This window comes from Methylobacterium sp. V23 (genome assembly GCF_002917135.1).
GTDB lineage: Bacteria > Pseudomonadota > Alphaproteobacteria > Rhizobiales > Beijerinckiaceae > Methylobacterium.
This window is the reverse complement of sequence record NZ_PDHT01000006.1, coordinates 1-23,484: the sequence shown is the minus strand read 5'-3', so window position 1 is coordinate 23,484 and position 23,484 is coordinate 1. Positions and strand designations below refer to the sequence as shown.

Genomic DNA, 23,484 nt, shown 5'->3' with positions numbered 1-23,484 from the left:
CCTACGGGTTCCCGTAGGTTTGTGACTGTCACGCTCATGTCAGAAGCGACCTCGGAACGGAGGTTTCGACATGATCCAGATCGTGACACCCGCGAATGAATACTGCTTCCGCGAAGAGATGGAACAGGTCTGGCGCCTGAGGCACGAGATCTTCGTGGAGGAAAAGCGCTGGCTCGACCTCGCTCGTCCCGATGGGCGCGAGATCGACCAGTTCGACACGGCCCACGCGATGCACTTCCTCGCCATCGAGGCGGGGCGGGTCATCGGCTACAGCCGGCTCCTGCCGACGACCCGACCGCACCTCCTCTCGGACGTGCTGCCCCAGCTCTGCGAGGGGGCGCTGCCCCGCGGCCACGACACCTGGGAATGGACGCGCCAGGCCGTCGCCCGGTCCCATCGCGGACGCGGCAAGGCGGTCAATCCGGTCTCGCTCGCCCTGCTCTCGGGCATCGTCGAGTGGGGCCTCTCCAACGGCGTACGCCAGCTCGTGCTGCAGATGCCGACCCTCTACCTGCTGCACGTGGTGCAGCTCCATTTCCGGGCCCGGCCGCTGGGCCTGCCGCAATCGATCAGCGGCGAGGACATCATCGCGGCCACCGCGGAGTTCGACGACCGGACCCTCGCGCGCCTGCGCACCCTTACGGGGCGCACGGACTCCGTGCTCGCCCCGACCTACCCCTACCTCGCCGCCTGACGCGCGGCCGCAAAGGACCTGCCATGCTCACCCTGATCCCGCCGCCGAAGGGCGAAGCCCTCGACGTGCTCGCCGCCCATTGCATCGCGGCACGCGCCGTCATCGAGGAGACCGGGACGCCGGTGATGCGGCGGCTGATCGACCTTCTGCTGTTCGAGATCGCCGTCGCCATGGCGGATCCGTCGGACAATCCGGCCCTCACCCTGGAGCCGGTCGCCTGAGAGCGAACGGGTGGACCTGCGCCGGAAGCTCAGCGCCCCATCAGGGCATCCACGTGGGCGGCGACGGAGAGGCCGAGCCCCTTGAGGCTGTAGCCGCCCTCCAGCACCGAGACGACGCGCCCGCCGGCGTGGCGATGGGCCAGCTCCATCAGGCGGCGGGTCGCCCAGCCGAAATCCGCTTCCGTGAGTTCGACATGGCCGAGCGGATCGAGGTGATGGGCATCGAAGCCGGCCGAGATGATGATGAGGTCGGGGGCAAAGGCGTCGAGGCGGCGCAGGATGCCGGCCTCGAAGGCCTCGCGAAAGACGGGGCCGTCGTCGCCCGCCCGCAGGGGCACGTTGACGATGGTGTCGTGGTTGCCCCGCTCCGACGTCGTGCCGGTGCCCGGAAACAGCGGCATCTCGTGGGTGGAGGCGTACATCACCGCGCGGTCGTCCCAGAAGATGTCCTGCGTGCCGTTGCCGTGGTGGACGTCCCAATCGACGATCGCCACCCGGCTCGCCCCGTGGGCTTCGCGGGCGTGGCGCGCCGCGATGGCGGCGTTGTTGAAGACGCAGAACCCCATCGCGGTCATGCGCTCGGCATGATGGCCCGGCGGCCGCATGGCCACGAAGGCATTGGCGCACTCGCCCGCCATCACGGCATCGATCGCGTGCACGGCGCCGCCGACCCCGCGCAGGGCCGCCTCGATGGTTCCGGGGGAGAGCAGGGTGTCGCCGTCGATCTGGACATAGCCGTCCGTCGGAGACGCCTCGATGAGCGCCTGCACGTAGGGTACGGGATGGACCAGGGTGGGCACCGAGGGTTCGGCCTTCGGGGCCTGGCCCCGGAGAAGACCGGCGAAGCGCTCGTCCTCGAGGGCCCGCTCCACCGCCCGGATCCGGTCGGCGCGTTCGGGATGTCCCTCCGGCATCGCGTGATCCAGGGCGGACGGATGGCTCACGTACAGCGTCGTCACGATCATCCCCTTGCGGCCGCCGACCTGTCGCTTCGATACAACAGATGATGCCAATGTATCACATCTTACGCGTGATCACGTTGCTGGGATGCGCGCTCGGCTCGGGTTGTGCAAGACCTGTCTGAACACGAATCGATCAGACCGCGCCCGATGACGGGCGGGTCGAGACAGGCCCTGACCCATGCGCGCGCCCGCCCTCCTGCTCCTGATCGGCGCGTTGCTGCCGCTCGGCGCCTGCAACACCCAGACCAATTCCGGGGCGACGGGACCGGCGATCGGACCGCTCGCCGCCGCTCCCCTGGCCGGGCCGGAGCGCGACAAGGCCTGGATGAAGCTCGCGCCCACCGCCCCCGTCGATCCGAAGATCGCCCGCGCCACCGTCGACTACCCGACGCGGGAAGCGCCCGGAACCGTCATCGTGGTCACCAAGGAGCGGCGACTCTACTACGTGCTGCCCGACGGCAAGGCCGTGCGCTATCCCGTGGCCGTCGGCCATGCCGGCATGGCCTGGGCCGGGACGGCCGAGGTCGATCGCAAGGGCGAATGGCCGGACTGGAACCCGCCGCCGGAGATGCTGGCCCGCCGGCCCGACCTGCCGAAGCGCCTGGAGGGCGGCCCCACCAGCCCGATCGGCGCCCGCGCGCTGTATCTCGCGGAGGGCAAGAAGGACACGCTGTTCCGCATCCACGGCACCAACGAGCCGGAGAAGATCGGCCAGGCGGTGTCCTCGGGCTGCATCCGCATGCTCAACGACGACGTGGTCGACCTCTACGACCGGGTGCCGATCGGCGCGAAGGTGGTGGTGCGCTGACACCCCGCAGGGGCATGCCGCGCGCCGGTCTCAGGCGACGACGCGTGCCGCTCCCCCGGCCACAGGCCGATGCGAACCCGGACCGGGTACGCGACCGAGCCGGGGCGGGGAGGATGCCAGCCCGTCCGGCCTTCCCCGCCCGGGGCCTCATCCCCAAGCGATCCACGCCGCGGCCGAGGCCCGGCCGCAGCGCCTGTCGATGGGCCCCTCCGGGCGGACCCGCGCGTCAGCCGAAATGGCCGTCGTCCACGACCACGCGGTTCTCCACCAAGCCGAACTGGAGGAAGTGCTGCATCGGGTCGATGCCCTCCCGGGCGACGTCCGCGTAGGCCTTGAGGTACGCCTTGGTGTCGAAGTCGGCGGCCGGGTCGCGGCCTTCCTTCCACCCGAAGGTCTCGTAATGGACGAGCGGGTTCATGCCTGAGCGGGCCACGTCGCCGTAGGCGGCCAGGTAGCCCTTGGTGTCGAAGATCGCGTTGGGGTCGCGCCCCTCCGTCCAGCCCGACGCCGCGAAGTGCTGGCGGGCGAACGCGAAGGCGTCCCCGCCCGCCGCCGACGCCGCGGCGGCCACGTCCGCGTTGGCCAGGAAGTAGTATTCCGGGTCGAAGCCACCCTGGATGTCGGTGGGCCGTCCCACCGCCGCGAAGGTGGCGCGGCCTTCCGCCTGACCGAATTCGAGGTAGTGCGCCAGCGGGTTGACGCCGGCCGCCTTCACGTCGGGATTGCGGGCGAGATAGGCCTCGTCGTCGAAGGACACGCCCGGGTCACGGCCCTGCTTCCAGCCGGCCTCGGCGTATTGCGTCAGCGGGTTGATGCCGGCGGCGGCCACGTCCGGGTTGGCGGCGCGGTAGCCCTTCGTCGAGAAGACGGCATTCGGGTCGCGGCCCTCCTGGGCTCCGAACTGGGCATAGTGGTCGTCCGCGTCCATGCCGGACGCCAGCACGTCCTTGTACCGGGCGAGGTAGTAGAGGTCGTTCACCAGGGGATTGCCGTCGTTAAGGACGATGGTCGTGTCCGAGAACAGGATGCGCTCGAAGCCGCCGATCGTGTCGCGGCCCTCCGGTCCGGTGACGAGGGTGACGGCCCCGTCCTGCGTCACCTGCGCGTCGGCGAGGCGCGACTGGAAGATCAGGGTGTCGTTGCCGACCGCACCGGCCTTGCCGCCGCCCATCAGGATGTCGTCGCCGAGGCTGTTGAACACGGTGTCGTCGCCGGCCCCGCCCTGCAGCACGTCGCCGAAGGGCGTGCCCTGGAGGATGTCGGCACCGTCCGTGCCGATCTTCACGACTCCGCGCTGGAACACCGTGTCGGCCCGGGCGGAGAGGTTCTGGATGCGCAGGTCGCCGGCCGGTCCGGTATCGGCGGTGCCGTAGGGCGTGACGGCGTGGAAGGCCTTCAGGTACTCGGCCAGGGCATCCTGCTCGGAGCCCTTGACCGCGAAGGTCTCGGTGTCGGGCAGGGAGACCGCGGCGGCGTCGCGCAGGGCGACCTTGTTCTCGCCGTAGGCCGGGAAGGGATAGTTGTCGCCGCCGAGGCCCGGCGCCGAGGCGGTGCCGGTGGCGAGGAAGTCGAGGGTCACGACCTTGATGGCGCGGCCGGCATCGCCGACGATCTGGCCGTTCTGTACCAGGGTGTCGAGGATGCGGCCGTCGGCGTCGAGGATCGCCGCATTGACGATGCGCTGGCCCTCGCGGGTGACCGCGCCGTTCACGTCGAGGGTCTGGGCCTGCTTCGTGGCGTCGAAGCTGTAGGAGATCCCGCCGACCTGGGCGAACTGGCCCGGAGTCGCTCCCGGCGCCACCGCGGCGACGCCGTGCTCGAGGATGCGCTCCAGCTCGGCGGCCGTCACGGTGGTGATCGCCAGGTTGTTGTTGAAGCGCAGGGAGTTGGTGACGTCGAGCTGCGAGATGTCGCCGGCCTGCTTGCCCGCGGAGGGGTTGGCCGCCGGGGGCAGCTCGGCGGTGGTGCCGCCCGTGGTCGAGAAGGAGCCGATCGAGTCGCGGATGCCGCCCCCGTTCTTGATCGAGACGGTGACGCCGGCATCGAACCGCTGGGCATACCAGAGGTTCGCATCCGACGAGAGGTCGCCGAGATTGGTCTCCTCGGTGCGGACCTCGCCGCGCCGCCCCTCCAGGTACACGCTGGTGCGGCCGAGGATGTTGCCGTCCTGCTGGCGGATCACGTCGGCGATGCCGGCGGTCTCCTGGACGCCGTCGTTGTCGGCGTCGAGCCCCTCGATCACCTCACGGACGAGGAAGCCCTTGCTGCCGGGCGTGAAGGCGGCGGCCATCGAGCCGTAGAGCCCCGCCACGCTCGTGTCGTCCACCGCGACGGCGCCGCTGGTGGCCGGGTTCACCGAGTCACGGATGATGTTGCCCCGGTCGTCGAAGGTGACGGTGAGACGGCCTACGTAGGAATACTCGGAGGCGGTGTTCACCAGGGCGAGGGTCTGGCCGCTGGCATTGGTGAAGAATTGCGGGTAGCCGCCGCCGGCCGTATCGCCGGGCAGCAGGCGGTCGCCGCTATCGGCGAGCAGGGTGTGCGAGCCGCCGCCGATGAGCACGTCGACGTTGCGCAGGAGCGGCGCCAGGGCCTGCTCGTTGGCGAGTTGCTGCAGGTGGGTCCCGACGATGACCTTGTTCACGTCCGGGTTGGCGGCGAGCACCCGGTCGATCTCGGCGTTGATCTGGCTTGCCAGCAGGGCGATGTCGTCCTGGCCGTTGAAGCCGTCCAGCGTGACGTTGCCGAGGGTCGTCAGCAGCGGCTCGAGCTGGGTGGTGGCGCCCACGAAGGCGATCTTCTCACCGTTCTCCACCAGGATCGTGGATTTGGCGATCTTGTCCGCCCCGGTGCCGGTCTGGGTCGAGGCCGGCCCCGTCTGCGCGAAGGTAGCGTTCGAGACGTTCGGGTTGACCAGCCCCGAGAGCGCGGCCTCGCGCGAGAAATTCAGGTTTGCGGAGAGGTAGGGGAACTGGGCGCCGACCCAGCTGTCGTCGGCACTGCCCGCCGCCGTGCCGAGATTGGCGCCGATGATGTTGGCCACCTCGGTCGGGCCGGAATCGAACTCGTGGTTGCCGAACACCGCCGCCTGGACGCCGATGATGTTCTGGATGGTGATGTCCGCCCGGCCGACCGAGGCCGCGAGCTTGGTGTAGGCGGCCGCGCCGGTGAGACCGTAGACCTGGTTGTAGACGCCGTTGTAGGTGGCGGCGAGCTGCGGGTCGGCGCCCGCGATGAAGAACGGGCTCGGGATCCAGCCGTCGCCGGTGGAGAGCGTGATCGAGTTCGGCGTCGCGTCCTCGAGCTTGTCCACGATGGCGGCGAAGTTCGCCGCGCGCTGCGTGGCGAGGAGGCCGGCCTCCCAGTCGGAGGCGTGCAGGATCTGGAGCGTGTAGGTCATGGCCGGCGGGGTCTCCGTCGTGAAATCGGGCTGGTCCTGGGGGATGCCGTCCGGCCGGGGCGTGGGCCGACGCGGAGCGGGTCGCAATCCGGCGCGGGGGCCGGGGAACCGTTCGCGAAGGCCGGCGGCGTCGGATGCATGCGGGCGCTCTGCGGAGAGGGAAGCGCCGGGAACCGACGCCCTGTTCGCGAGCCCGCATGACCCGTCGGCAATACGGTCGACGCTCCGCCCTCCTGCCGCTGGGCGGCATCGGACGACAAACCGCTCGACCGCATCGGGACAGTTCAGGCTCAGGCAGCCCATAGATCCGCCCCATGACAGGGCGATGAAACACAGCGATCCATCGTGGGGTCGGTTGTCCGGCGCGCGCCACAGCATGGCCGGCCGTAATCCCGGCCGGTCATCGGGCCTTCATCCCCGGACACCGATCGGTCTTGCGCGGGCAGCCTGCGGAAGCGTCCGAGACCGACGGCGGGGTGGGCCGGCCTGAGCCGACCCGCCGGTCACGCCCCGCTCGCCGCCGTCGCCGCGAGGGGCGGGTCCCGCTCGGGCGCGCACCGCAGGGCGATGTCGGCGCGCAGGCCGCGCCCGTTCGGGCCGCTGCCGAGCGTGACCGTGGCGCCGAGTTGCCGGGAGAACGCGCGGACGATGGCGAGGCCGAGGCCGCTGCCCTCCGTGTCGCGTCCCTCGTCGAGGCGGTGGAAGCGTTCGAAGACCCGTTCGCGCTCCGCCTCCGGGATACCGGGACCGTCATCCGTTACGGCGATGCGGATCTCGGTGCCGTCCCGCGCCTCCACCGTGGCGACGGTCACGGCGACCTGCCCGCCGGGTTCGGTGTAGCGCAGGGCATTGTCGATCAGGTTGCGCAGGAGCTCCGCGAGCAGGAGCGGTTCGAGGGTGACGCGGGTCCGGCCCTGCGCCTCGAAGGACAGGTCGATGTCCCGCCGGAGCGCCAGGCCGGCAAAGTCGGCGGCGGTGTCGCGTGCCAGGGCCGCCACGTCGACCGTGTCCGGCTTGGGGCGGCGAGCCGCACCCTCCTCCACGGCCGCCAGGGTCAGCAGCTGCGCGATGAGGTGGTCGAGGCGGTCCACGGCGGCGTCGATATCGGCCCGCGACGCGGACCAGGCCGCGCTCGCCGGAGGCTGCCGGTCGAGGAGGCTCAGATGCGTCTTCAGGATCGCCAGGGGGGTGCGCAGCTGGTGCGAGGCGTCGGCGGTGAACTCGCGCATCACCGCGAGCGCGTGGTTGAGCTGGCGCAGGAGCTCGTTGAGGGCGCCGACCAGGGGCAGCGCCTCCTGCGGGACCCCCGCGACGGTGAAGGCCGGCACCGCGCCACGGCCGTCGAAGCGGCGCTGCTCCACCTCCCGGCGCAGGCGGTCGAGGGGGGTCAGCCCCATCTGCACCGCGAACCAGACCAGCAGGAGGCCGATGGCGGCCAGGGTCGAGCCCAGGATCGTCAGGGCGGTGAGCATCCGGCGCACCAGGAGGTCGCGACCGTGGGTGGTCTCGGCGACCTGGACCAGGGCCGTGTGCCGGGTGACGTAGATCGGCTTGACCATCAGGCCGATGCGCACGCGCTGGCCGAGGAAGATGCCGTCGCGATAGGCCAGCGTCTCCGGGGGCGGGAGCGTCGCGGGCAGGCCCAGGTCCTTGTAGCCCGTCACCAAGTCCCCGTCGGCGGTGACGCTGTAGAAGATGCTGTCGCGCTCGGAGTTGGAGAGCATGCCGAAGGCCGCCGCCGGCACGTCGACGGTCACGTGCCCGTCCTGCACCGAGAGCCGCTCCGCGATCGACAGGATCGAACCGGCCAGCACCCGGTCGTAGGCGCGGGTGACGAAGGCATCCACGAACCAGGTGGAGCCGGCCGCGAGCGTCAGTGCGAGGGCCGCCATCGGGATCAGGAGGTAGGCGGCGACCCGCAGGCGCAGCGAGCGGATGCTCACCGCGCATCCCCGGGCGGCCCGGGCTCCATCAGGTAGCCGAGGCCGCGCAGGGTGACGATGCGCGGACCGGTCTCGCCGAGATGCCGGCGCAGGCGCGCCACGTAGACCTCCACGGCGTTGGGCGTGATCTCCTCGTCGAAGCCGAACACCTCCGCGGTCAGGCGTTCCTTGGAGACGACGCGGCCCACCCGGGTCATCAGCGATTCGAGGATCGCGATCTCGCGCTTGCGCAGGGGGAGGACCCGGCCCGCGAGGGTCGCGATCTGGCCCGAGCGGTCGTAGACCAGGTCGGCGCAAGTGAGGATCGGATCGGGCTGGCCGATCCCGCGCCGGACGAGGGCCCGGACCCGCGCCTCGAGCTCGGCCGGATCGAACGGCTTGGCGAGGTAGTCGTCGGCGCCGAGATCGAGGCCCACCACCCGGTCGGCCACCGCCGCCCGAGCCGTCAGGATCATGACCGGGACCGCGAGGCCGGCCCGGCGGATCTCGCGCAGGACGTCGAAGCCGGAGCGGTCGGGCAGGCCGAGATCGAGCACCACCAGGGCGTAGGCCTCCTGGCGCAGCCAGGGCAGCACCTCCGCGCCGCGGGCCGCGTGGTCGACGGCGAAGCCGCTGAGGCGCAGGGCCGAGACGATCCCGCGGGCCAGCGCGGCGTCATCCTCGACGATGAGGATCCGCATGGAGTGCCCCGACCTCCCCGACGGCCGCGACGACCGCCATGAACTATGTTTCGCGACGCGGCGCCGGGCCGTGTCAGGATGATGCAAGCTCCCGTGGTTACCTTAACTGTCGACAGGTGCGCAACGAGACGCACCATCGCCAGGGAGCACACCATGAACAAGCGGCTCGCATTGTCGCTCGCGCTGTCGATACTTGGCCTCGTCGCTGAGGCGCAGGCACAGACGACAGTCCCGTCCGGTTATCCGGCGGCTTATGCCGAGTTGATCGAGGCCGCCAACAAGGAAGGTGCGCTGTCGATCTATTCGACGGCGGATGCAGCCGAGGTTTCCGAGCTACTCACCCAGTTTCGGGCGCTCTATCCGAAGCTGAAAGTCGAGTATGCCGACCAGAATTCTACCGAACTCTATAGCCGTTACGTGGCGGAGGCGGCCGCCGGCGCGACTGCCGACCTGATCTGGTCTTCGGCGATGGACCTGCAGATCAAGCTCGTCAACGACGGCTACGCGATGACCTACGCCTCGCCGGAGAAGGGCGCGCTGCCCGACTGGGCGAAGTGGAAGGACCAGGCCTACGGCACCACCGCCGAGCCGATCGTCTTCGCCTACAACAAGCGCCTGGTGCCCGAGGCGGACGTGCCGCGCAGCCACGCGGACTTCGCCAAGCTCCTCGCCGCGCAGCCGGACGCCTTGAAGGGCAAGGTGACCTCCTACGATCCGGAGCGCTCCGGCGTCGGCTTCCTCTACGTCACGCAGGACGTGCAGATCAGCCCCTCGACGACTTGGGACACGGTCAAGGCGATGGGGAAGGCCAGCGCCAAGTTCTACACCTCCACCGGGGCGATGATCGAGCGCGTGGTCTCGGGCGAGCACACGCTCGCCTACAACATGATCGGCTCCTACGTCCTCCAGCGGAACCGGAAGGACCCGAACCTCAGCTTCGTCCTGCCGAAGGACTACACCCTGGTGATGTCGCGCATCGCCTTCGTCTCGGCCAAGGCCCGGCACCCGGCGAGCGCCAAGCTGTTCCTCGACTTCATCCTGTCGAAGGCCGGCCAGGTCGAGCTCGCCCGCCACGCCATGACCTCGGTGCGCGACGACCTGCAGGAGAGCCACGGCATCAGAAGCCTCCCGGGCGCCGGCGAGGTGACCCTGAAGCCGATCCGGGTCGGGCCCGAGCTCCTGACCTATCTCGACCAGATCACCCGTCTGCGCTTCCTGAAGCAGTGGCAGCGCGCCCTGGCGGCGAACTGAGCGATGCCGCGCGCCTTCCGCATCGCGGTGGTCCTGATCACCGCGCTCCTGATCCTCGGCCCCGTAAGCCTGGTGGTCTACCAGAGCTTCCTCAGCGGGCCGTTCTTCCAGCCGAACAGCACGCTGACGACCCAGGCCTACGAGTTCGTCCTCTTCGAGGAGGAGGATTTTCGCGAGGCCTTCCTGAACTCGGCGATCATCGCCGTGGGCATGACCGCGATCGCGGTGCCGCTCGGCTGCCTGATGGCCTTCCTGCTGGTGCGGACCGACCTGCCGGGCAAGCGCTTCATCGAGCCCCTGGTTCTGGTGCCGATGTTCGTCTCCTCGGTGGTGCTGGCCTTCGGCTTCGTGGTGGCCCTCGGCCCCGTCGGGCTCGTCAGCCTCTGGGTGAAGGGCCTCGTGGGCAGCATCCCCTGGTACCTCTACTCCAAGACCTCGCTGATCCTGATCGCGGGCCTCACCCACGTCCCGCACGTCTTCCTCTACGCGTCCTCCGCCCTGCGCTCGCTCGGCTCCGACGTGGAGGAGGCGGCCCGCTCCGCCGGGGCCGGCCCCCTGCGGGTCGCCCTGACGGTGAGCCTGCCCATGATCATGCCGAGCATCCTCTACGCCTCGGCGCTGGTGTTCTTCCTCGGCTTCGAGCTGTTCGGCCTGCCCCTGGTGCTGGGCGATCCCGAGCGCATCCTCGTGCTGGCGACCTACCTCTACAAGCTGACGAACAAGCTCGGCACGCCGTCCTACGACCTGATGGCGGTGGTGGTGGTCGCGATCATCTTCGTGACGCTGCCCCTGGTCTACACCCAGCGCAAGCTGCTGGCCGCCGCCAGCCGCTACGTGGCGGTGAAGGGCAAGGCCAGCGCCCAGCGCCCCCTGGCCATCGGCGCCTGGCGCTGGCCGGCCCTGGGGCTGATCGTGGCCTGGCTCGGCGTCACCGTGGTGATCCCCGTGACCGCGCTGGTGCTGCGCTCCTTCCTGGCCTCCTGGGGCGAGGGCGTCGGCATCTGGGAGAACCTGACCACCGCGCATTTCCGCGAGCTGATGGCGTACCCCAACCTCGTCCGGGGCATCGTCAACACCCTGCTCATCGCCACGGTCGGCGGCGCGCTCTCGGTGAGCTTCTACGCCCTCGTCAACCTCGCCCTGCACCGCTGGCGCTCGCGCTGGACGGCGGTGCTCGACTACCTGGTGCTGGTGCCGCGGGCCATGCCGGGGCTCATCGCCGGCCTGGCGATGTTCTGGCTGTTCCTGTTCACGCCGGTCCTGCAGCCCTTCCGCCAGACCCTGTTCAGCCTGTGGCTCGCCTACACGCTGGTCTGGCTCGCCTACGGCATGCGCCTCGTCAGCGCGTCCCTGCTGCAGATCGGCCCCGAACTGGAGGAGGCGGGCCGGGTCTCGGGCGCGCGCCCCGCCCAGGTCAGCCGCGACATCACCCTGCCGCTGATCAAGGCCGGCCTGATCGGCTCCTGGGTGCTGATCTTCGTGACCTTCGTGCGCGAGTACTCCACCGGCGTCTACCTGCTCAGCCCCGGCACGGAGGTCATCGGCTCGCTCCTGGTCTCCCTCTGGGGCACCGGCGCCGTCGACCTCGTCACCGCCCTCTCCACCGTCAACCTCGCCCTGATCCTCGTCGGCCTCGGCCTGATGTTCGCACTCGGGAACAAGCGTCATGCCTAAGCTCGTCATCGAAGACCTCCACCTCCGCTACGGCTCCGTCGAGGTGTTGAAGGGCATCGACGCCCGCTCCGAGGAAGGCTCCGTGGTCTGCCTCCTCGGACGCTCGGGCAGCGGCAAGACCACCCTGCTGCGCTCCATCGCCGGCCTGGAGGAGCCGTCCCGCGGGGCGATCCGCATCGACGGCCGCCCGGTCTTCGACGCGGCCGCCCGGGTGAACCTGCCGCCGGAGCGGCGCGACCTCGGCTTCGTGTTCCAATCCTACGCCCTCTGGCCGCACCGCACGGTGTTCGAGAACGTCGCCTACGGCCTGCGCCTGCGCGGAGAGGGCAAGGCGGGGATCGGCACGAAGGTGCGGGCGGCCCTCGACGGCGTCGGGCTCGGCGCCCTGGGGGAGCGCTACCCGTCCCAGCTCTCGGGCGGCCAGCAGCAGCGCGTCGCCATCGCCCGGGCCCTCGTCTACGAGCCGCCGGTGATCCTCCTCGACGAGCCGCTCTCGAACCTCGACGCCAAGCTGCGCGAGGAGGCCCGGATCTGGATCCGCGCCCTGATCAAGCGGCTGGGCATCACCGCGGTCTTCGTCACCCACGACCAGAGCGAGGCCCTCGCCATCGCCGACCAGGTCGTGCTCCTCGACGGCGGGCGGCTGGTCCAGTCCGGCGCGCCGGAGGAGCTCTACGAGCGGCCCGCCACGCTGTTCGCCTCGGAGTTCATGGGCACCAACAACACCCTGACCCTCGGGGTGAGGGAGCGCCGGAGCGGACGCACCCGCGTCACCCTGGGCCCGCACGCCCTCTGGGGCACCGACCGGATAGCGGGCGCCGCCCCGGCGGAAGCGCCCACCGGCGCGGCGAAGGGCGTGATCCGGATCGAGGCCGTGCGCCTCGTCGACGGGGCCGGCGAGAACCGGATCCCGGTCGAGTACGAGACCTCGATCTATCTCGGCAACCAGTTCGAGCACCTGTTCCGCTGCGAGGGCCAGAGCCTGCGGGTGCTCTCCCACCAGCGGGTGGCGCCCGGCACGCACTGGCTCGAATGTCCGCCGGACCGCCTCTGGGTGTTCTGATGACCTGAACGGCACCGGCATGCGGCGGCGGAAACGCCGGCGCGCCCCCACGCTGCCATCCGACCGACCCGCCGGCACCGCCGACGCGGATCGGCGCGTCCTGCCGATGCCGCATCCGATCCCCGCCTGCACTGTGGCATTTATGATGAGATCACGGAAGATCAGTCTAATAGCCTGGACTCTTCCTGAGATAGACTGATAAAAAATCGCATTGATCCGGAATTCGACAATGCAGCTCGGATAAACGCTGGATCCCGACTTGATCAAACAATCAAACCGCCCGTCCGTGCCGAGCCTCGGCTCAGCACGCAACGCGGGCGCATGCCGAAACGGCATCTCGAGTCTTTGGGGGGTGACACCATGAAAGATCTCAATCGAACACTGATGGCGTCTGCGGCAGGTCTCGTCGCCTGCTCGTCAGCGGGGGCGGCCGATCTTCCGGCCAAGGCGTCTGCGCCGATCGAATTCGTCCGCGTCTGCAACGCCTACGGCAGCGGCTTCTTCTACATCCCCGGCACGGACACCTGCATCCGCCTCTCCGGGCGGGCCCGCTTCGAGACCGGTTACCAGACCAGCTACAGCCGGTCGTCGAGCGGCAGCTCGACCCCCGGCGACCTGGTGGGCTATCGCGGCCTCGCCCGCATCAACGTCGATGCGCGCACCCAGACCAGCTACGGCACCCTGCGGGCCTTCCTGCGCCTCGAGGCCGCGAGCCGCACCGGCATCCCGACGATGCGGTCGGGGACCACGGAGCGCATCGGCAACGCCTTCCCGGCGACCGGGCAGGACCAGGCCGGACGCGCGCAGCAGTTCTTCAACACCGACAAGGCCTTCATCCAGTTCGCCGGCTTCACGGCCGGCCGGGCCTCGTCCTTCTACGATTTCTACGCTCACGACTTCGAGATCATCGCCTCCTCGATGAGTTCCGACGTGAACGCGACCAATCTTGCGGCCTACACCACCAAGCTCGGCGGCACCGGCTTCTCCGCGACCCTGTCGATGGAAGACCCGACCTTCCGGCGCAGCCCACTCTTCACGGCGGCGAACGCGCCCGGCACGAGCTTGGCCGCGAGCCCGCTCTTCATCGGCTTCGCCGGCAACGGGACGCCCACGGGGGTCGGTTTCATCGACGTCGTCCAGCGCAACCGCATGCCCGATTTCGTCGGCGTCCTGCGCTACGATTCGAGCTGGGGCTCGGCCCAGCTCTCGGCCGCCGTCCACGAGCTGAACTACGGCAACCCGATCGCCGGGGCCTTCGCCGGCTCCAACCTCGGCACCGCCGTGACGGCCGCCAACAGCGTCGCCGGCCCCGGCCTCGCCACCGCCTATGGCTGGGCCGTCCAGGGCGGCGTGAAGGTCAACGCGCCGTTCATCGCGCCGGGCGACGCCCTCTACCTCCAGGCCGCCTACGGCAACGGTGCGGGGATGTATACCGGGTTCTCGTCGTATACCGGCTCCTACATCGGCAACACGTCGTCGATCCAAGGCTCGGGCTTCAACCAGTCCTTCAACGATGCCGTCCTGAACCCATTCTCGAACCGTCTCGAACTCTCGACGACGTTCACGGCCGTCGCCTCGTTCCTCCATTACTGGACGCCCGAACTCCGCTCCGCCCTCTTCACCTCCTACGGCGAAATCAACTTCGCCGACGGCGCCCGCGCGCGGCAGGGCGCCGCTTACGGCATCACCGCGGCCGGACCCGGCGTCCCGGGCACGCGATTCTTCGAGGTGAGCCAGGTCCTCCGGGACACCTACCGCTTCGTGGTCGGCGGAAGCCTGATCTGGTCGCCGGTCCGCAACCTCGATATCGGCGTCGAGACGATCTACACCCAGTACGGCGTCACCGCCGGGCGCGTGCTCGACCTGAGCCGGTTCCCCGCGCAGAACGCGGCCTTCGTCAACAATCCGGTCAACGCGATCCGGACGAAGACCAGCGAGGACACCGTCCAGGTCCGGGCCCGGGTCCAGCGCGACTTCTGACGCCGTCCCCGGGGCCTCCGGGCCCCGCCGTCCTCGAAGGCGCCGCGGCCGCGGAGGCCGTCCCGGATGCCGCGACGGCGCCGGGGCGGCCGCCGCGCCTGCGCACGATCCCCCTGCCTCGGCGCAAAGGGGATGACGCGACGCCGCCCGGGACGATCACGAACACGTGGCGTGCCTGCGACCCTCAGGTGTGCCACTCCCGGCCTGCAAGGCAGGCGCGGAGCGCCCGGAGTGGGCGATGCGGGCAGGATCATCGGAGCGCCTGCCGCCTCCCCCGGAGCACCGGAGGCCCCCGGTCGACGCTTCGAACGCGGAGCGGACTGCCGTCGGCGAGGCCGTCTTCCTCCAAGAGGCGCCGCCCCAAGAGGCGCTGGCCCAAAGTGCGCTGACCCGGGATGCGCCGGACCGCTTCGCGGCCTACCACGACCTCTACGCGATCGGCTCGACGGTCTCGCGGATCGGCGACCACTTCCAGGCCGCCGTGAGGCTCCGTCGCGCCGCCGGATTGCTCCTGTTCGACCGGCAGGTCGCCGGCGCCATCCACCAGCGCGAAGCCCCGCGCGTCCGGCGCGACGCGCTCGAGCACGTCAACCTGCAGGTGCTGCGCTCGGGCCGCATGCTGGCGGGCGCTCCCGGCGCCGAGCGCCTCCTGGCCGCGGGCGACGCCGTCCTGTTCGACACGACGCGTCCACAGCGCACGGTCCTGTACGATGCGGACTACGTCACGGTCTCGCTGCCGCGCGACGTGGTGGAAGCGGCGGTGCCGAACCTGCGCGACCTGCACGGGCGGGTGCTCCCGCGGGATGCCTTCCCGGCCCTCGCCGCGGCGGTGCTGTCGCTGGCCCGGGGGCATCGGGCACCCCGGAGGCCCTTCGGGGCGGGAGCCGTCTGATCGCCGGCCTGCTGCGCCCGGCCAGCGACCTGCCGGCCTGGCTGGCCGGCGACGACGACGCGGGAGGCGCGGCCCGGCGCCTGCGTGCACTGCTCTTCATCGACGCGCATCTCGGGCGGCGCGACCTCGACGTGCACGCGGTCGCCTCCGGCTCCGGCATGTCCCGCAGCTCCCTCTACCGGGCCTTCGCCCCGGTCGGCGGGGTCGGGCGCGAGATCGTACGCCGCCGGGTGGCCCGCCTGCGCTCGGCCATCCTGCGGAGTCGCGGGGACGTGCGGATCTCGACCCTGGTCTGGACCCTCGGGTTCGCCACGCCGAGCCACGGCTCACGGGCCTTCAAGGACGCTTACGGCCTCGCGCCGGGCCAGCTTCGCGCCGAGATCCGGGCCCCGGAGGGTCGTCCCCGGGCGGATCTCGAAGCCGAACGCCTGCGGGGCTGGATCCGGGGCCTGAACGAATCGTCCCGGCTCTCCTGAGCGGCCCGGGGCCGGTCCGCCCTCCGGCGGGGTCGGCGCACCGGGGTGGGGAGCGCCCGCGCTCCGAGCCCGCGCCCGTCGCCTTCCGGACGTCCCCAAATTGAACTGGCATCCCGGCACGGCCCCGCCTAACAACGCGGCCGCACGAGGGAGAGCCAGACCGATGCAGAGTTTCGTCCGCGCCAAATTGCACGGCCTCAGGGTGACGGGTGCCGACCTGAACTATCACGGCTCGATCACCCTCGACGCGGAGTTCTGCCGGGAGGTCGGACTCGATCCCCTCGAATTCGTCGAGATCTGGAACAAGATGTCGGGCGCCCGGATCAGCACCTACGTGCTCTACGGCGCGGCGGGATCGCGCTGCTGCATCCTGAACGGAGCCGCCGCCCGCACCTGCCAGGTGGGCGACGAGGTCATCATCGCCTCAGCGACCTACGGCGCGATCGACGACGTGATCGCGCGCAAGCCGAAGGTGCTGATCTTCGGCGCCGACAACACGATCAGCGATCGCGTGACCTACGACGTCTTCCGCGACGCCGAGGGACGCCTCGACATGCGGATCCTCGGGCCCGGACTCGCGGGCTGACCGGACACCCGCTTCGCCCCTCGGGCGGGGAGGCGGGGAGGCGAGGCGGGGCAGGAGGGGCGGGGCAGGGAGGGCGGCGCTGAACGGGTTTGCCGGCCCCGGACCGTCATGATTTCGAAAGGCTCATTCGTGAGCAGGCTTTAACCTGAACATTGATTCAGATTTGCCCGTTAACCGCTTGAACGATGCTGTCCTGCATAGTCGAACCATCGACAGAGACACAGACCGGCCAAGACAAAGCCGGGGAGGCATCAAGAGATGATCAACCTTTCGCTTCAGGTTTTCTGTAACCGTATCGTGGCCGCCGATTGCATCACCGCCGAGGATGTCCGGTTCCTGGCGCGCGATGTCCTCCCCGACGGCTTCGTTTGCCGCGACGAGGCCGACATGCTGATCGCCCTCGACCGCATCGTCACCTTCGCGGATACGAGCTTCGGCGACTACCTCGTCGCGGCGGTGGTGGATTTCGCCGTCTGGGGCGAGCGCCCCACCGGCTACATCGATGCGGGCGTGGCCTCCTGGCTGGTCAGCACCCTGCGCGCCGGCAGCGGCCCGACCCGTCTTGCCGCTCGCCTCGCCCGCGAGATCGTGCGCGAGGCCCAGGCCAGCGACGAGGCCCTCATCGCCTTCGCGCTGGCGGCCAACCGCGCCACCGCCGAGACCGACCGGATCCGCGAATTGCTGGCGGCCTGAGAGCCGCCAATCCCTGATATTTCGCATTCAAAATCATATGGTGCATCGCACCGTAAGATTGTGCCCCGTGCCCGTGCATAAACAGGCCTCTGGCCTGGATCCATCAGCTTCCCGAAGCCGCATAACTGCTTTAACGGGAACGAGCTTGGGCGTTTGTAAGACGCCGCATGTTCCCTGACGGACCAGAGTGCGCGGAAAGATGTTCGACAAGATCCTGATCGCGAACCGTGGCGAAATCGCCTGTCGCATCATCAAGACCGCCCGGCGCATGGGCATCAAGACCGTGGCGGTCTATTCGGATGCCGACCGCGACGCCGTGCACGTCGCCATGGCCGACGAGGCCGTGCATATCGGTCCGGCCCCGGCGGCGCAGTCCTACCTTCTGATCGACAAGATCATCGACGCCTGCAAGCAGACTGGCGCCCAGGCCGTGCATCCGGGCTACGGCTTCCTGTCCGAGCGCGAATCCTTCCCCCGCGCCCTGGAAGCGGCCGGCATCGTCTTCATCGGTCCCAACCCCGGCGCCATCGCGGCGATGGGCGACAAGATCGAATCGAAGAAAGCCGCCTCGGCCGCGAAGGTCTCCACCGTGCCGGGCTTCCTCGGCGTCATCGAGAGCCCCGAACACGCGGTCACCATCGCGGACGAGATCGGCTACCCGGTGATGATCAAGGCCTCCGCCGGCGGCGGCGGCAAGGGCATGCGCATCGCCCACTCGTCCGGCGAGGTCGCCGAGGGCTTCGCCCGCGCCAAGTCCGAGGCGGCCTCGTCCTTCGGCGACGACCGCGTCTTCGTGGAGAAGTTCATCACCGACCCGCGCCACATCGAGATCCAGGTGATCGGCGACAAGCACGGCAACGTGATCTATCTCGGCGAGCGCGAGTGCTCGATCCAGCGCCGCAACCAGAAGGTCATCGAGGAGGCGCCGTCGCCGCTCCTCGACGAGGCCACCCGCCGCAAGATGGGCGAGCAGGCCGTCGCGCTGGCGAAGGCCGTGAACTACGACTCCGCCGGCACCGTCGAGTTCGTGGCCGGCCAGGACAAGTCGTTCTACTTCCTCGAGATGAACACCCGCCTGCAGGTGGAGCATCCGGTCACAGAGATGATCACCGGCCTCGATCTCGTCGAGCTGATGATCCGGGTCGCGGCCGGCGAGGCCCTGCCGCTCGGCCAGGCGGACGTGAGGCTGAACGGCTGGGCCGTCGAGAGCCGCGTCTACGCCGAGGACCCGACCCGCAACTTCCTGCCCTCGATCGGGCGCCTCACCACCTACCGGCCGCCGGCCGAGGGCCAGTTCGGCGGCGCCACCGTGCGCAACGACACCGGCGTGGAGGAGGGCGGCGAGATCGCGATCCACTACGACCCGATGATCGCCAAGCTCGTCACCTGGGCCCCGACCCGGGCCGAGGCCATCGAATCCCAGGGCGAGGCCCTGGACGCCTTCGCCATCGAGGGCATCCGCCACAACATCCCGTTCCTCGCCGCCCTGATGGCGCATCCGCGCTGGCGCTCGGGCAACCTCTCCACCGGCTTCATCGCCGAGGAGTTCCCGGAGGGCTTCGTCGCCCCCGAGCCGAAGGGCGCGATCGCCCAGCGCATGGCGGCCGCCGCCGCCGCCATCGACCACAAGATGAACCAGCGCAAGCGCGGCATCTCGGGCCAGATGCGCGATCCGGCCCTGCTGCATTTCGAGCGCGACCGCGTCGTGGTCCTGGCGGGCGAGTCCTACCCGGTCACCGTCGACGCCGTCGGCGGGACCCTGATCGTCACGGGCGCGGACGGCACCACCTGGCCGGTCTCCTCCGACTGGCGCCCGGGCGAGCCCGTCTGGCAGGGTGAGATCGGCGGGACCCGCGTGGCGATGCAGGTCCGCGGCCTCCTCAACGGCGTCGCCCTGCAGCATGCCGGTGCCGCGGCCGAGGCCCGCGTCTACACCCAGCGCGAGGCGGCCCTGGCCGCCCTGATGCCGATCAAGGAGGATGTGGGTTCCGGCAAGCAGGTGCTCTGCCCGATGCCCGGCCTCGTCAAGGCGATCCTGGTCAAGGAAGGCCAGGAGGTGAAGAACGGCGAGCCCCTGGCCATCGTCGAGGCGATGAAGATGGAGAACGTGCTCCGGGCCGAGCGCGACGCCACCGTCGCCAAGATCGCCGCCAAGGAGGGCGACAGCCTCGCGGTCGACGCGGTCATCCTCGAATTCGCTTGACGCGCCGCCGGCCCCGGAGCGCTCCGCGTCCTGTCCCGGGACGCGGAGCGCTCCGGGTCGGCCTCCCGGGACCCGGCCGATGCCCCTGTACTTCGCCTACGGCGCGAACATGGATGCCGTCGCCATGGCCGCGCGCTGCCCGCGCTCGACCCTGATCGGGCAGGGCCGCCTCAACCGGCACCGGTTCATCATCATGCGCGAGGGCTACGCCTCGGTGGTGCGCGACCCACGCGCGACCGTGCATGGTATACTGTGGGATTTGGCCCTCGGGGACGTCCCGGCCCTCGACCGCTACGAGGGCGTCGCCTCCGGCCTCTACGTCAAGGCGATGCAGCCGGTCTCGGTGCCGGGCGGGTCGAAGCGGGCGCTGATCTATCTCGGCGGCTCCAGCACCACGGGGGCGCCGCGTCCGGGCTACCTCGAAGCCGTCCTGGCCGCCGCCTCCGCCGCACAGTTGCCGGCCGCCTATCGCGCGGAGTTGCAGACCTGGCAGCGCGGGCGCGCCGGTTGAGGTCCGGTCCCGGGATGGTCTTCGATCGCCCGGGCTCGGCTTTGAGTTCCGAACACCGGCCGGATCCGCACGGGATGCGGCGCGCGCAGGTCCCTCTCCATCGGCGGCGTGCGATCTCGTCTTTCGCACCCCCCCGCCATCACCGATGCCACCGAGGAGAAGACTGCGATGCCCGAGATCCGAACCGTCGCAGTGATCATCCAGGGCCGGGTCCAGGGCGTCGGCTACCGGTTCTGGACACGCGGCGAGGCGGATCGCCTGGGCCTCGCCGGGCATGTCCGCAACCGGCCGGACGGGTCCGTGCAGGCGCTGTTCTCCGGAGCCCCCGACGCCGTGGCGCGCATGCTCGAAGCCTGCCGGCAGGGCCCGCCCGGCGCCCGCGTCACAAATATCGCCGTGACGGAGGATACGGGTCTACCGCAGGAGGCCGGTTTCGCGATCCACTGACGCTTCGTCCCGAGTGAGACACGTCCGATGCCTCGTCGTCTGGACAGCGCGTCGGCATCCGCGCTAGCGCCCGGGCGGGACGCCCGGCGATCGGTCGTCGAGAGACCGGACGCGATGCTGACCGCCGACTTCTCCTACCTCGACCTCGCGGCCCTCAGCTACTTCGTAGCGGCCTGGGCCGGCTACGGCATCGCAGTGGCGCGCATGCGCGGGCGCCGTACCAGCCTCAGCCAGATCATGAACGCGCAGCGGGCGGAGTGGACGCGCCAGCTCATCGGGCGCGACAACCGCGTCGTCGACACCACGATCAACGCCTCGCTCCAGAACGGCACCGCCTTCTTCGCCTCGACTTCGCTCATCGCCCTCGGTGGCGTGCTGACCCTGTCGCGCTCAGGCGACGACGTCCTCACCTTGTTCGGCACGCTTCCCTTCGGCGCCATCGCCACGCGCCTGACCTGGGAGATCAAGGTGGCGGGCCTCGCGGTCGTCTTCGTCTACGCCTTCTTCAAGTTCTCCTGGGCTTACCGGCTGTTCAATTACGGCGCGATCCTCCTCGGCGCGGTGCCGCCGAAAGGTTCGGATGCGACGCCGGAGCAGATGCTGCGCGCGGCGCGCAAGGCGGCTGCGATGAACATCGCCGCCGGGAGCCACTTCGCACGCGGCCAGCGCGCCTTCTTCTTCGCGCTGGCCTATCTCGGCTGGTTCGTCAGCCCCTGGCTCCTTATGCTGACGACCACGGCGGTGGTGCTGGTCATGTGGCGACGGCAATTCGCCTCGCGAATTCGCGCCGCCCTGCTGGCGGAAGACGACGGGACAGGGCAGGGATGGCAGCCATGACGATTCCCAAGAAACCCACGCGCCAGCGCACCTCCTCCCCGAAGATCCCCGCCTCGAAGGTGCCCCCGGCGCCTCCCCCAAAGGCCGCGGCGAAGCCGGAACCGAAATCCACGGGTCGCCCCGAACGCAAGGGGCCGTCCGAAGCGCTGATCGCGGAGACGATCCTGCGTCTTCTCGCGGCCCGCGACCCCGGCAAGACCATCTGCCCGTCGGAGGTCGCCCGGGAACTCGGGGGACCGCAGCCGGACGACTGGAGCCCTCTGATGCAGCCGATCCGTCGGATTGCCGTACGGATGACCAAGGCCGGCGAAGTGGCGATCCTGCGCAAGGGAAAGCCGGTCGAGGACCCCGATGACTTCCGCGGTATCTACCGGCTCGGCGCCGCAGCCTCGACGCCGGACGAGGCCTGAGGCGCCGGCAACAGGGCATCGGTGTAGCCGCTGAGCCGGTAGGCGACGAGGCCGAACCACTCCTTCGTGACGATGTCCAGGAGAGCCAACCCCTCGGACGCGAAGGCGTTAACGTGCAGGATGTCGCCCCAACCGCCGGTGCGATAATCCACCGGATAGGCGGTGACGCCGAAGCCGGCCTCGCGGAAACAGCCGATCGCCCGGGGCATGTGCCAAGCCGACGTGACGAGAAGCCAGCGCTCCCCCGGCTGCGGCTTGACCATGTCGGCGGTGAAGCGTGCGTTCTCGCGCGTGTTGCGCGAACGATCCTCGAGGATCAGGCGCGTGCGCGGCAGGCCCATCGTGTCGGCGTAGCGACCGACAATCTCAGATTCCGAGGCTTTGCTTCCGGCGAGGCTGCCACTGCCGCCGGTGAAGACGAGGCGGCTCTGCGGATAGCGGCGGGCCAGATCCGCCATCGCGACCTGTCGCTCGGCCGCGTCATTGAGAAGGAGCTGTCCGCGATCCGCCGACAGCCGGGTCTCGATGGCACCGCCGAGAACGATGATCCCGGTCACCGGCGCACCATCGTCGACGAAGGCGGGAAATCGCTCCTCGAGGGGAAGGGCGATGAGGACGGGCAAGGGTGACAGACCGGCAATGAGAAGGAACAGGGCAGCCAGGCCGCCGATCCAGAGGCCGCTCCGAAGCCATCCTCCTGCCGCCAATCCGATCCCGAGAAGCACCAGGAGGGCAAGGGCGTTCGAAGGCGTCACGAGAAAATAGAGCAGCTTCGACAGGGGAAAGAACATGCGCGGGCAACTTGAGCGGGTGGGCAGGTGAGGCGTGATACCGCAACGGTCGCCGCCTTGTCCCGCGCGTTGCTCAATGACACGAACCTTCGCAGCGGACAGACGCTGGTCAAGACACTGTCATTCGGTCGCGCAGGCCACGAGGCTGACAAATCTGTCTCGTAGCAGACCTAAGCAGGGACCACCGATTGCACTCGGTCCGCGAACGGCCTAGTTTAATTCCATGGAGTGGGATAAATTCCCACGGGTAATGTTGTCAATGCCACGCTTTTTCATCGACCTCCACGACGGAGCCAACTTCGTCAAGGACAAGGTCGGATTCGAATTGTCCGACGAAGATGCGGTGCGCACGAAGCTCGTGCGCATCATGGCCAAGATTGCACAGGAATTCAGCATCGAGACCGAGCGACAGGACTATCTGGCGATCGTGCGTGGCGACGAAGCGCAGGTCCTTTTCCGGGCGCATCTCTCGCTCGATATCGAGCGGGTCGAGGGTACCGTCGAGGTCATCTCGGACGAGACCTGAAGACGTTCGACACGCCGGAAATCGCTCATCTCGAGCCGGCGAGGAACGAGTGGCCTTCCTGCTGAGCCAGCGGAGCGCCCCTCAAAGGTTCGCCGCCTGAAGACGTTTTCACGACCATAACGTGTATCATTATCCCCTGCACCGTCCTGCTCGCGCGATCGCGTGTGCGTCAGGCCCTGCGTGATCGACAGGCCCCCGGATAATCGGGCCCTAGCGTCCGTCTCCCCGAACTACCCTTCTCGGCGGCTTTGTCGTCGCAGACGGTCAAGATACGCCGGCGGCGCATCGCCGTTGGAGGCGATCACTTGCCTTGTGTGCGTTCCAGAGTCTCTTCGGGAGCCTTGCAGGGAAACGCCCGTGTCTCACCGTCCGTAGACATCTTCGACGCGGATGATGTCGTCCTCGCCGGTGTAGGAGCCGACCTGCACCTCGATGA

The 23,484-nt window shown here is 69.5% G+C and carries 21 protein-coding genes and 1 pseudogene; 17 read left to right on the top strand and 5 right to left on the bottom strand.

Going from position 1 to position 23,484, the window contains the following annotated elements; all coding sequences use genetic code 11:
* Window positions 1-70 precede the first annotated feature (70 nt).
* Window positions 71-694 carry an acyl-homoserine-lactone synthase gene (locus CRT23_RS07700; RefSeq protein WP_103709240.1) on the top strand — a complete coding sequence of 208 codons (624 nt, stop codon included), beginning with the start codon at window positions 71-73 and terminating at the stop codon, window positions 692-694.
* Window positions 695-717: 23 nt separating this feature from the next.
* Window positions 718-915 carry a hypothetical protein gene (locus CRT23_RS07695; RefSeq protein ID WP_055953211.1) on the top strand — a complete coding sequence of 66 codons (198 nt, stop codon included), beginning with the start codon at window positions 718-720 and terminating at the stop codon, window positions 913-915.
* Between the two features lie 29 nt (window positions 916-944).
* Here CRT23_RS07695 and CRT23_RS07690 read toward each other — a convergent pair whose 3' ends face one another.
* Window positions 945-1,874 carry a histone deacetylase family protein gene (locus CRT23_RS07690; protein ID WP_103709355.1) on the bottom strand — a complete coding sequence of 310 codons (930 nt, stop codon included), beginning with the start codon at window positions 1,872-1,874 and terminating at the stop codon, window positions 945-947.
* A 181-nt stretch (window positions 1,875-2,055) separates the two neighbouring features.
* Here CRT23_RS07690 and CRT23_RS07685 point away from each other — a divergent pair, with 181 nt between their 5' ends.
* Window positions 2,056-2,685 carry a L,D-transpeptidase gene (locus CRT23_RS07685; RefSeq protein ID WP_181017285.1) on the top strand — a complete coding sequence of 210 codons (630 nt, stop codon included), beginning with the start codon at window positions 2,056-2,058 and terminating at the stop codon, window positions 2,683-2,685.
* Window positions 2,686-2,911: 226 nt separating this feature from the next.
* Here CRT23_RS07685 and CRT23_RS07680 read toward each other — a convergent pair.
* The 3 genes and pseudogenes from CRT23_RS07680 to CRT23_RS07670 all read right to left on the bottom strand — a co-directional run.
* Window positions 2,912-6,130, bottom strand: a pseudogene (locus tag CRT23_RS07680) (5'-nucleotidase C-terminal domain-containing protein); the annotation flags it as partial.
* Window positions 6,131-6,588: 458 nt separating this feature from the next.
* Window positions 6,589-8,028, bottom strand: a complete 1,440-nt coding sequence (locus CRT23_RS07675) for a sensor histidine kinase (protein ID WP_103709238.1) — start codon at window positions 8,026-8,028, stop codon at window positions 6,589-6,591.
* On the bottom strand, window positions 8,025-8,708 hold the full coding sequence (locus tag CRT23_RS07670) for a response regulator transcription factor (protein WP_055953220.1): 684 nt from the start codon (window positions 8,706-8,708) through the stop codon (window positions 8,025-8,027). The genes CRT23_RS07675 and CRT23_RS07670 overlap by 4 nt, the downstream gene beginning before the upstream one ends.
* 153 nt (window positions 8,709-8,861) lie before the next feature.
* Between CRT23_RS07670 and CRT23_RS07665 the strand changes: the two genes are divergently transcribed.
* From CRT23_RS07665 to CRT23_RS29065, 13 genes are all read left to right on the top strand, one after another.
* Window positions 8,862-9,959, top strand: a complete 1,098-nt coding sequence (locus tag CRT23_RS07665; protein ID WP_103709237.1) for an ABC transporter substrate-binding protein — start codon at window positions 8,862-8,864, stop codon at window positions 9,957-9,959.
* Between the two features lie 3 nt (window positions 9,960-9,962).
* Entirely contained in the window at window positions 9,963-11,633 is a 1,671-nt protein-coding gene (locus CRT23_RS07660; protein WP_103709236.1) for an iron ABC transporter permease, read from the top strand.
* Window positions 11,626-12,696 carry an ABC transporter ATP-binding protein gene (locus tag CRT23_RS07655; protein ID WP_103709235.1) on the top strand — a complete coding sequence of 357 codons (1,071 nt, stop codon included), beginning with the start codon at window positions 11,626-11,628 and terminating at the stop codon, window positions 12,694-12,696. The genes CRT23_RS07660 and CRT23_RS07655 overlap by 8 nt, the downstream gene beginning before the upstream one ends.
* A 360-nt stretch (window positions 12,697-13,056) precedes the next feature.
* Window positions 13,057-14,676, top strand: a complete 1,620-nt coding sequence (locus tag CRT23_RS07650) for a porin (RefSeq protein WP_103709234.1) — start codon at window positions 13,057-13,059, stop codon at window positions 14,674-14,676.
* A 238-nt stretch (window positions 14,677-14,914) separates the two neighbouring features.
* Window positions 14,915-15,568 carry a hypothetical protein gene (locus tag CRT23_RS07645; protein ID WP_103709233.1) on the top strand — a complete coding sequence of 218 codons (654 nt, stop codon included), beginning with the start codon at window positions 14,915-14,917 and terminating at the stop codon, window positions 15,566-15,568.
* 131 nt (window positions 15,569-15,699) lie between these two features.
* Window positions 15,700-16,044 carry an AraC family transcriptional regulator gene (locus CRT23_RS07640; protein WP_103709232.1) on the top strand — a complete coding sequence of 115 codons (345 nt, stop codon included), beginning with the start codon at window positions 15,700-15,702 and terminating at the stop codon, window positions 16,042-16,044.
* Window positions 16,045-16,207: 163 nt separating this feature from the next.
* Window positions 16,208-16,630, top strand: coding sequence for an aspartate 1-decarboxylase (locus CRT23_RS07635; RefSeq protein WP_055953239.1), 423 nt, complete (start codon window positions 16,208-16,210; stop codon window positions 16,628-16,630).
* A 258-nt stretch (window positions 16,631-16,888) separates the two neighbouring features.
* Window positions 16,889-17,323, top strand: a complete 435-nt coding sequence (locus tag CRT23_RS07630; protein WP_103709231.1) for a hypothetical protein — start codon at window positions 16,889-16,891, stop codon at window positions 17,321-17,323.
* Window positions 17,324-17,522: 199 nt separating this feature from the next.
* Complete coding sequence (locus tag CRT23_RS07625) at window positions 17,523-19,526, top strand: acetyl/propionyl/methylcrotonyl-CoA carboxylase subunit alpha (RefSeq protein ID WP_103709230.1); 2,004 nt, start codon at window positions 17,523-17,525, stop codon at window positions 19,524-19,526.
* Between the two features lie 79 nt (window positions 19,527-19,605).
* Window positions 19,606-20,037 carry a gamma-glutamylcyclotransferase family protein gene (locus tag CRT23_RS07620; protein WP_103709229.1) on the top strand — a complete coding sequence of 144 codons (432 nt, stop codon included), beginning with the start codon at window positions 19,606-19,608 and terminating at the stop codon, window positions 20,035-20,037.
* Window positions 20,038-20,205: 168 nt separating this feature from the next.
* On the top strand, window positions 20,206-20,484 hold the full coding sequence (locus CRT23_RS07615) for an acylphosphatase (RefSeq protein ID WP_103709228.1): 279 nt from the start codon (window positions 20,206-20,208) through the stop codon (window positions 20,482-20,484).
* 114 nt (window positions 20,485-20,598) lie between these two features.
* On the top strand, window positions 20,599-21,321 hold the full coding sequence (locus CRT23_RS07610) for a DUF599 domain-containing protein (RefSeq protein WP_055953252.1): 723 nt from the start codon (window positions 20,599-20,601) through the stop codon (window positions 21,319-21,321).
* A 146-nt stretch (window positions 21,322-21,467) separates the two neighbouring features.
* The gene (locus CRT23_RS29065; RefSeq protein ID WP_245436063.1) at window positions 21,468-21,731 is read left to right on the top strand and encodes a DUF3253 domain-containing protein; all 264 of its coding nucleotides are present in this window, start codon (window positions 21,468-21,470) and stop codon (window positions 21,729-21,731) included.
* On the opposite strand, the gene CRT23_RS07600 is transcribed toward CRT23_RS29065, so the two are convergent.
* Window positions 21,689-22,522: a YdcF family protein gene (locus CRT23_RS07600; RefSeq protein WP_103709226.1), complete on the bottom strand. Its 834-nt coding sequence runs from the start codon at window positions 22,520-22,522 to the stop codon at window positions 21,689-21,691. The two genes, CRT23_RS29065 and CRT23_RS07600, sit on opposite strands and share 43 nt — an antisense overlap.
* 259 nt (window positions 22,523-22,781) lie before the next feature.
* Here CRT23_RS07600 and CRT23_RS07595 point away from each other — a divergent pair, with 259 nt between their 5' ends.
* Window positions 22,782-23,048 carry a hypothetical protein gene (locus CRT23_RS07595; protein WP_103709225.1) on the top strand — a complete coding sequence of 89 codons (267 nt, stop codon included), beginning with the start codon at window positions 22,782-22,784 and terminating at the stop codon, window positions 23,046-23,048.
* Window positions 23,049-23,484: the final 436 nt, after the last annotated feature.

Excerpts from the sequence above, each read along its gene's own strand:
- CRT23_RS07700 (WP_103709240.1), top strand. The coding sequence starts at position 71 with ATGATCCAGATCGTGACACCCGCGAATGAATACTGCTTCCGCGAAGAG.
- CRT23_RS07695 (WP_055953211.1), top strand. The coding sequence starts at position 718 with ATGCTCACCCTGATCCCGCCGCCGAAGGGCGAAGCCCTCGACGTGCTC.
- CRT23_RS07685 (WP_181017285.1), top strand. The coding sequence starts at position 2,056 with ATGCGCGCGCCCGCCCTCCTGCTCCTGATCGGCGCGTTGCTGCCGCTC.
- CRT23_RS07670 (WP_055953220.1), bottom strand. The coding sequence starts at position 8,708 with ATGCGGATCCTCATCGTCGAGGATGACGCCGCGCTGGCCCGCGGGATC.
- CRT23_RS07665 (WP_103709237.1), top strand. The coding sequence starts at position 8,862 with ATGAACAAGCGGCTCGCATTGTCGCTCGCGCTGTCGATACTTGGCCTC.
- CRT23_RS07660 (WP_103709236.1), top strand. The coding sequence starts at position 9,963 with ATGCCGCGCGCCTTCCGCATCGCGGTGGTCCTGATCACCGCGCTCCTG.
- CRT23_RS07655 (WP_103709235.1), top strand. The coding sequence starts at position 11,626 with ATGCCTAAGCTCGTCATCGAAGACCTCCACCTCCGCTACGGCTCCGTC.
- CRT23_RS07650 (WP_103709234.1), top strand. The coding sequence starts at position 13,057 with ATGAAAGATCTCAATCGAACACTGATGGCGTCTGCGGCAGGTCTCGTC.
- CRT23_RS07645 (WP_103709233.1), top strand. The coding sequence starts at position 14,915 with ATGCGGGCAGGATCATCGGAGCGCCTGCCGCCTCCCCCGGAGCACCGG.
- CRT23_RS07635 (WP_055953239.1), top strand. The coding sequence starts at position 16,208 with ATGCAGAGTTTCGTCCGCGCCAAATTGCACGGCCTCAGGGTGACGGGT.
- CRT23_RS07630 (WP_103709231.1), top strand. The coding sequence starts at position 16,889 with ATGATCAACCTTTCGCTTCAGGTTTTCTGTAACCGTATCGTGGCCGCC.
- CRT23_RS07625 (WP_103709230.1), top strand. The coding sequence starts at position 17,523 with ATGTTCGACAAGATCCTGATCGCGAACCGTGGCGAAATCGCCTGTCGC.
- CRT23_RS07620 (WP_103709229.1), top strand. The coding sequence starts at position 19,606 with ATGCCCCTGTACTTCGCCTACGGCGCGAACATGGATGCCGTCGCCATG.
- CRT23_RS07615 (WP_103709228.1), top strand. The coding sequence starts at position 20,206 with ATGCCCGAGATCCGAACCGTCGCAGTGATCATCCAGGGCCGGGTCCAG.
- CRT23_RS07610 (WP_055953252.1), top strand. The coding sequence starts at position 20,599 with ATGCTGACCGCCGACTTCTCCTACCTCGACCTCGCGGCCCTCAGCTAC.
- CRT23_RS07600 (WP_103709226.1), bottom strand. The coding sequence starts at position 22,522 with ATGTTCTTTCCCCTGTCGAAGCTGCTCTATTTTCTCGTGACGCCTTCG.
- CRT23_RS07595 (WP_103709225.1), top strand. The coding sequence starts at position 22,782 with ATGCCACGCTTTTTCATCGACCTCCACGACGGAGCCAACTTCGTCAAG.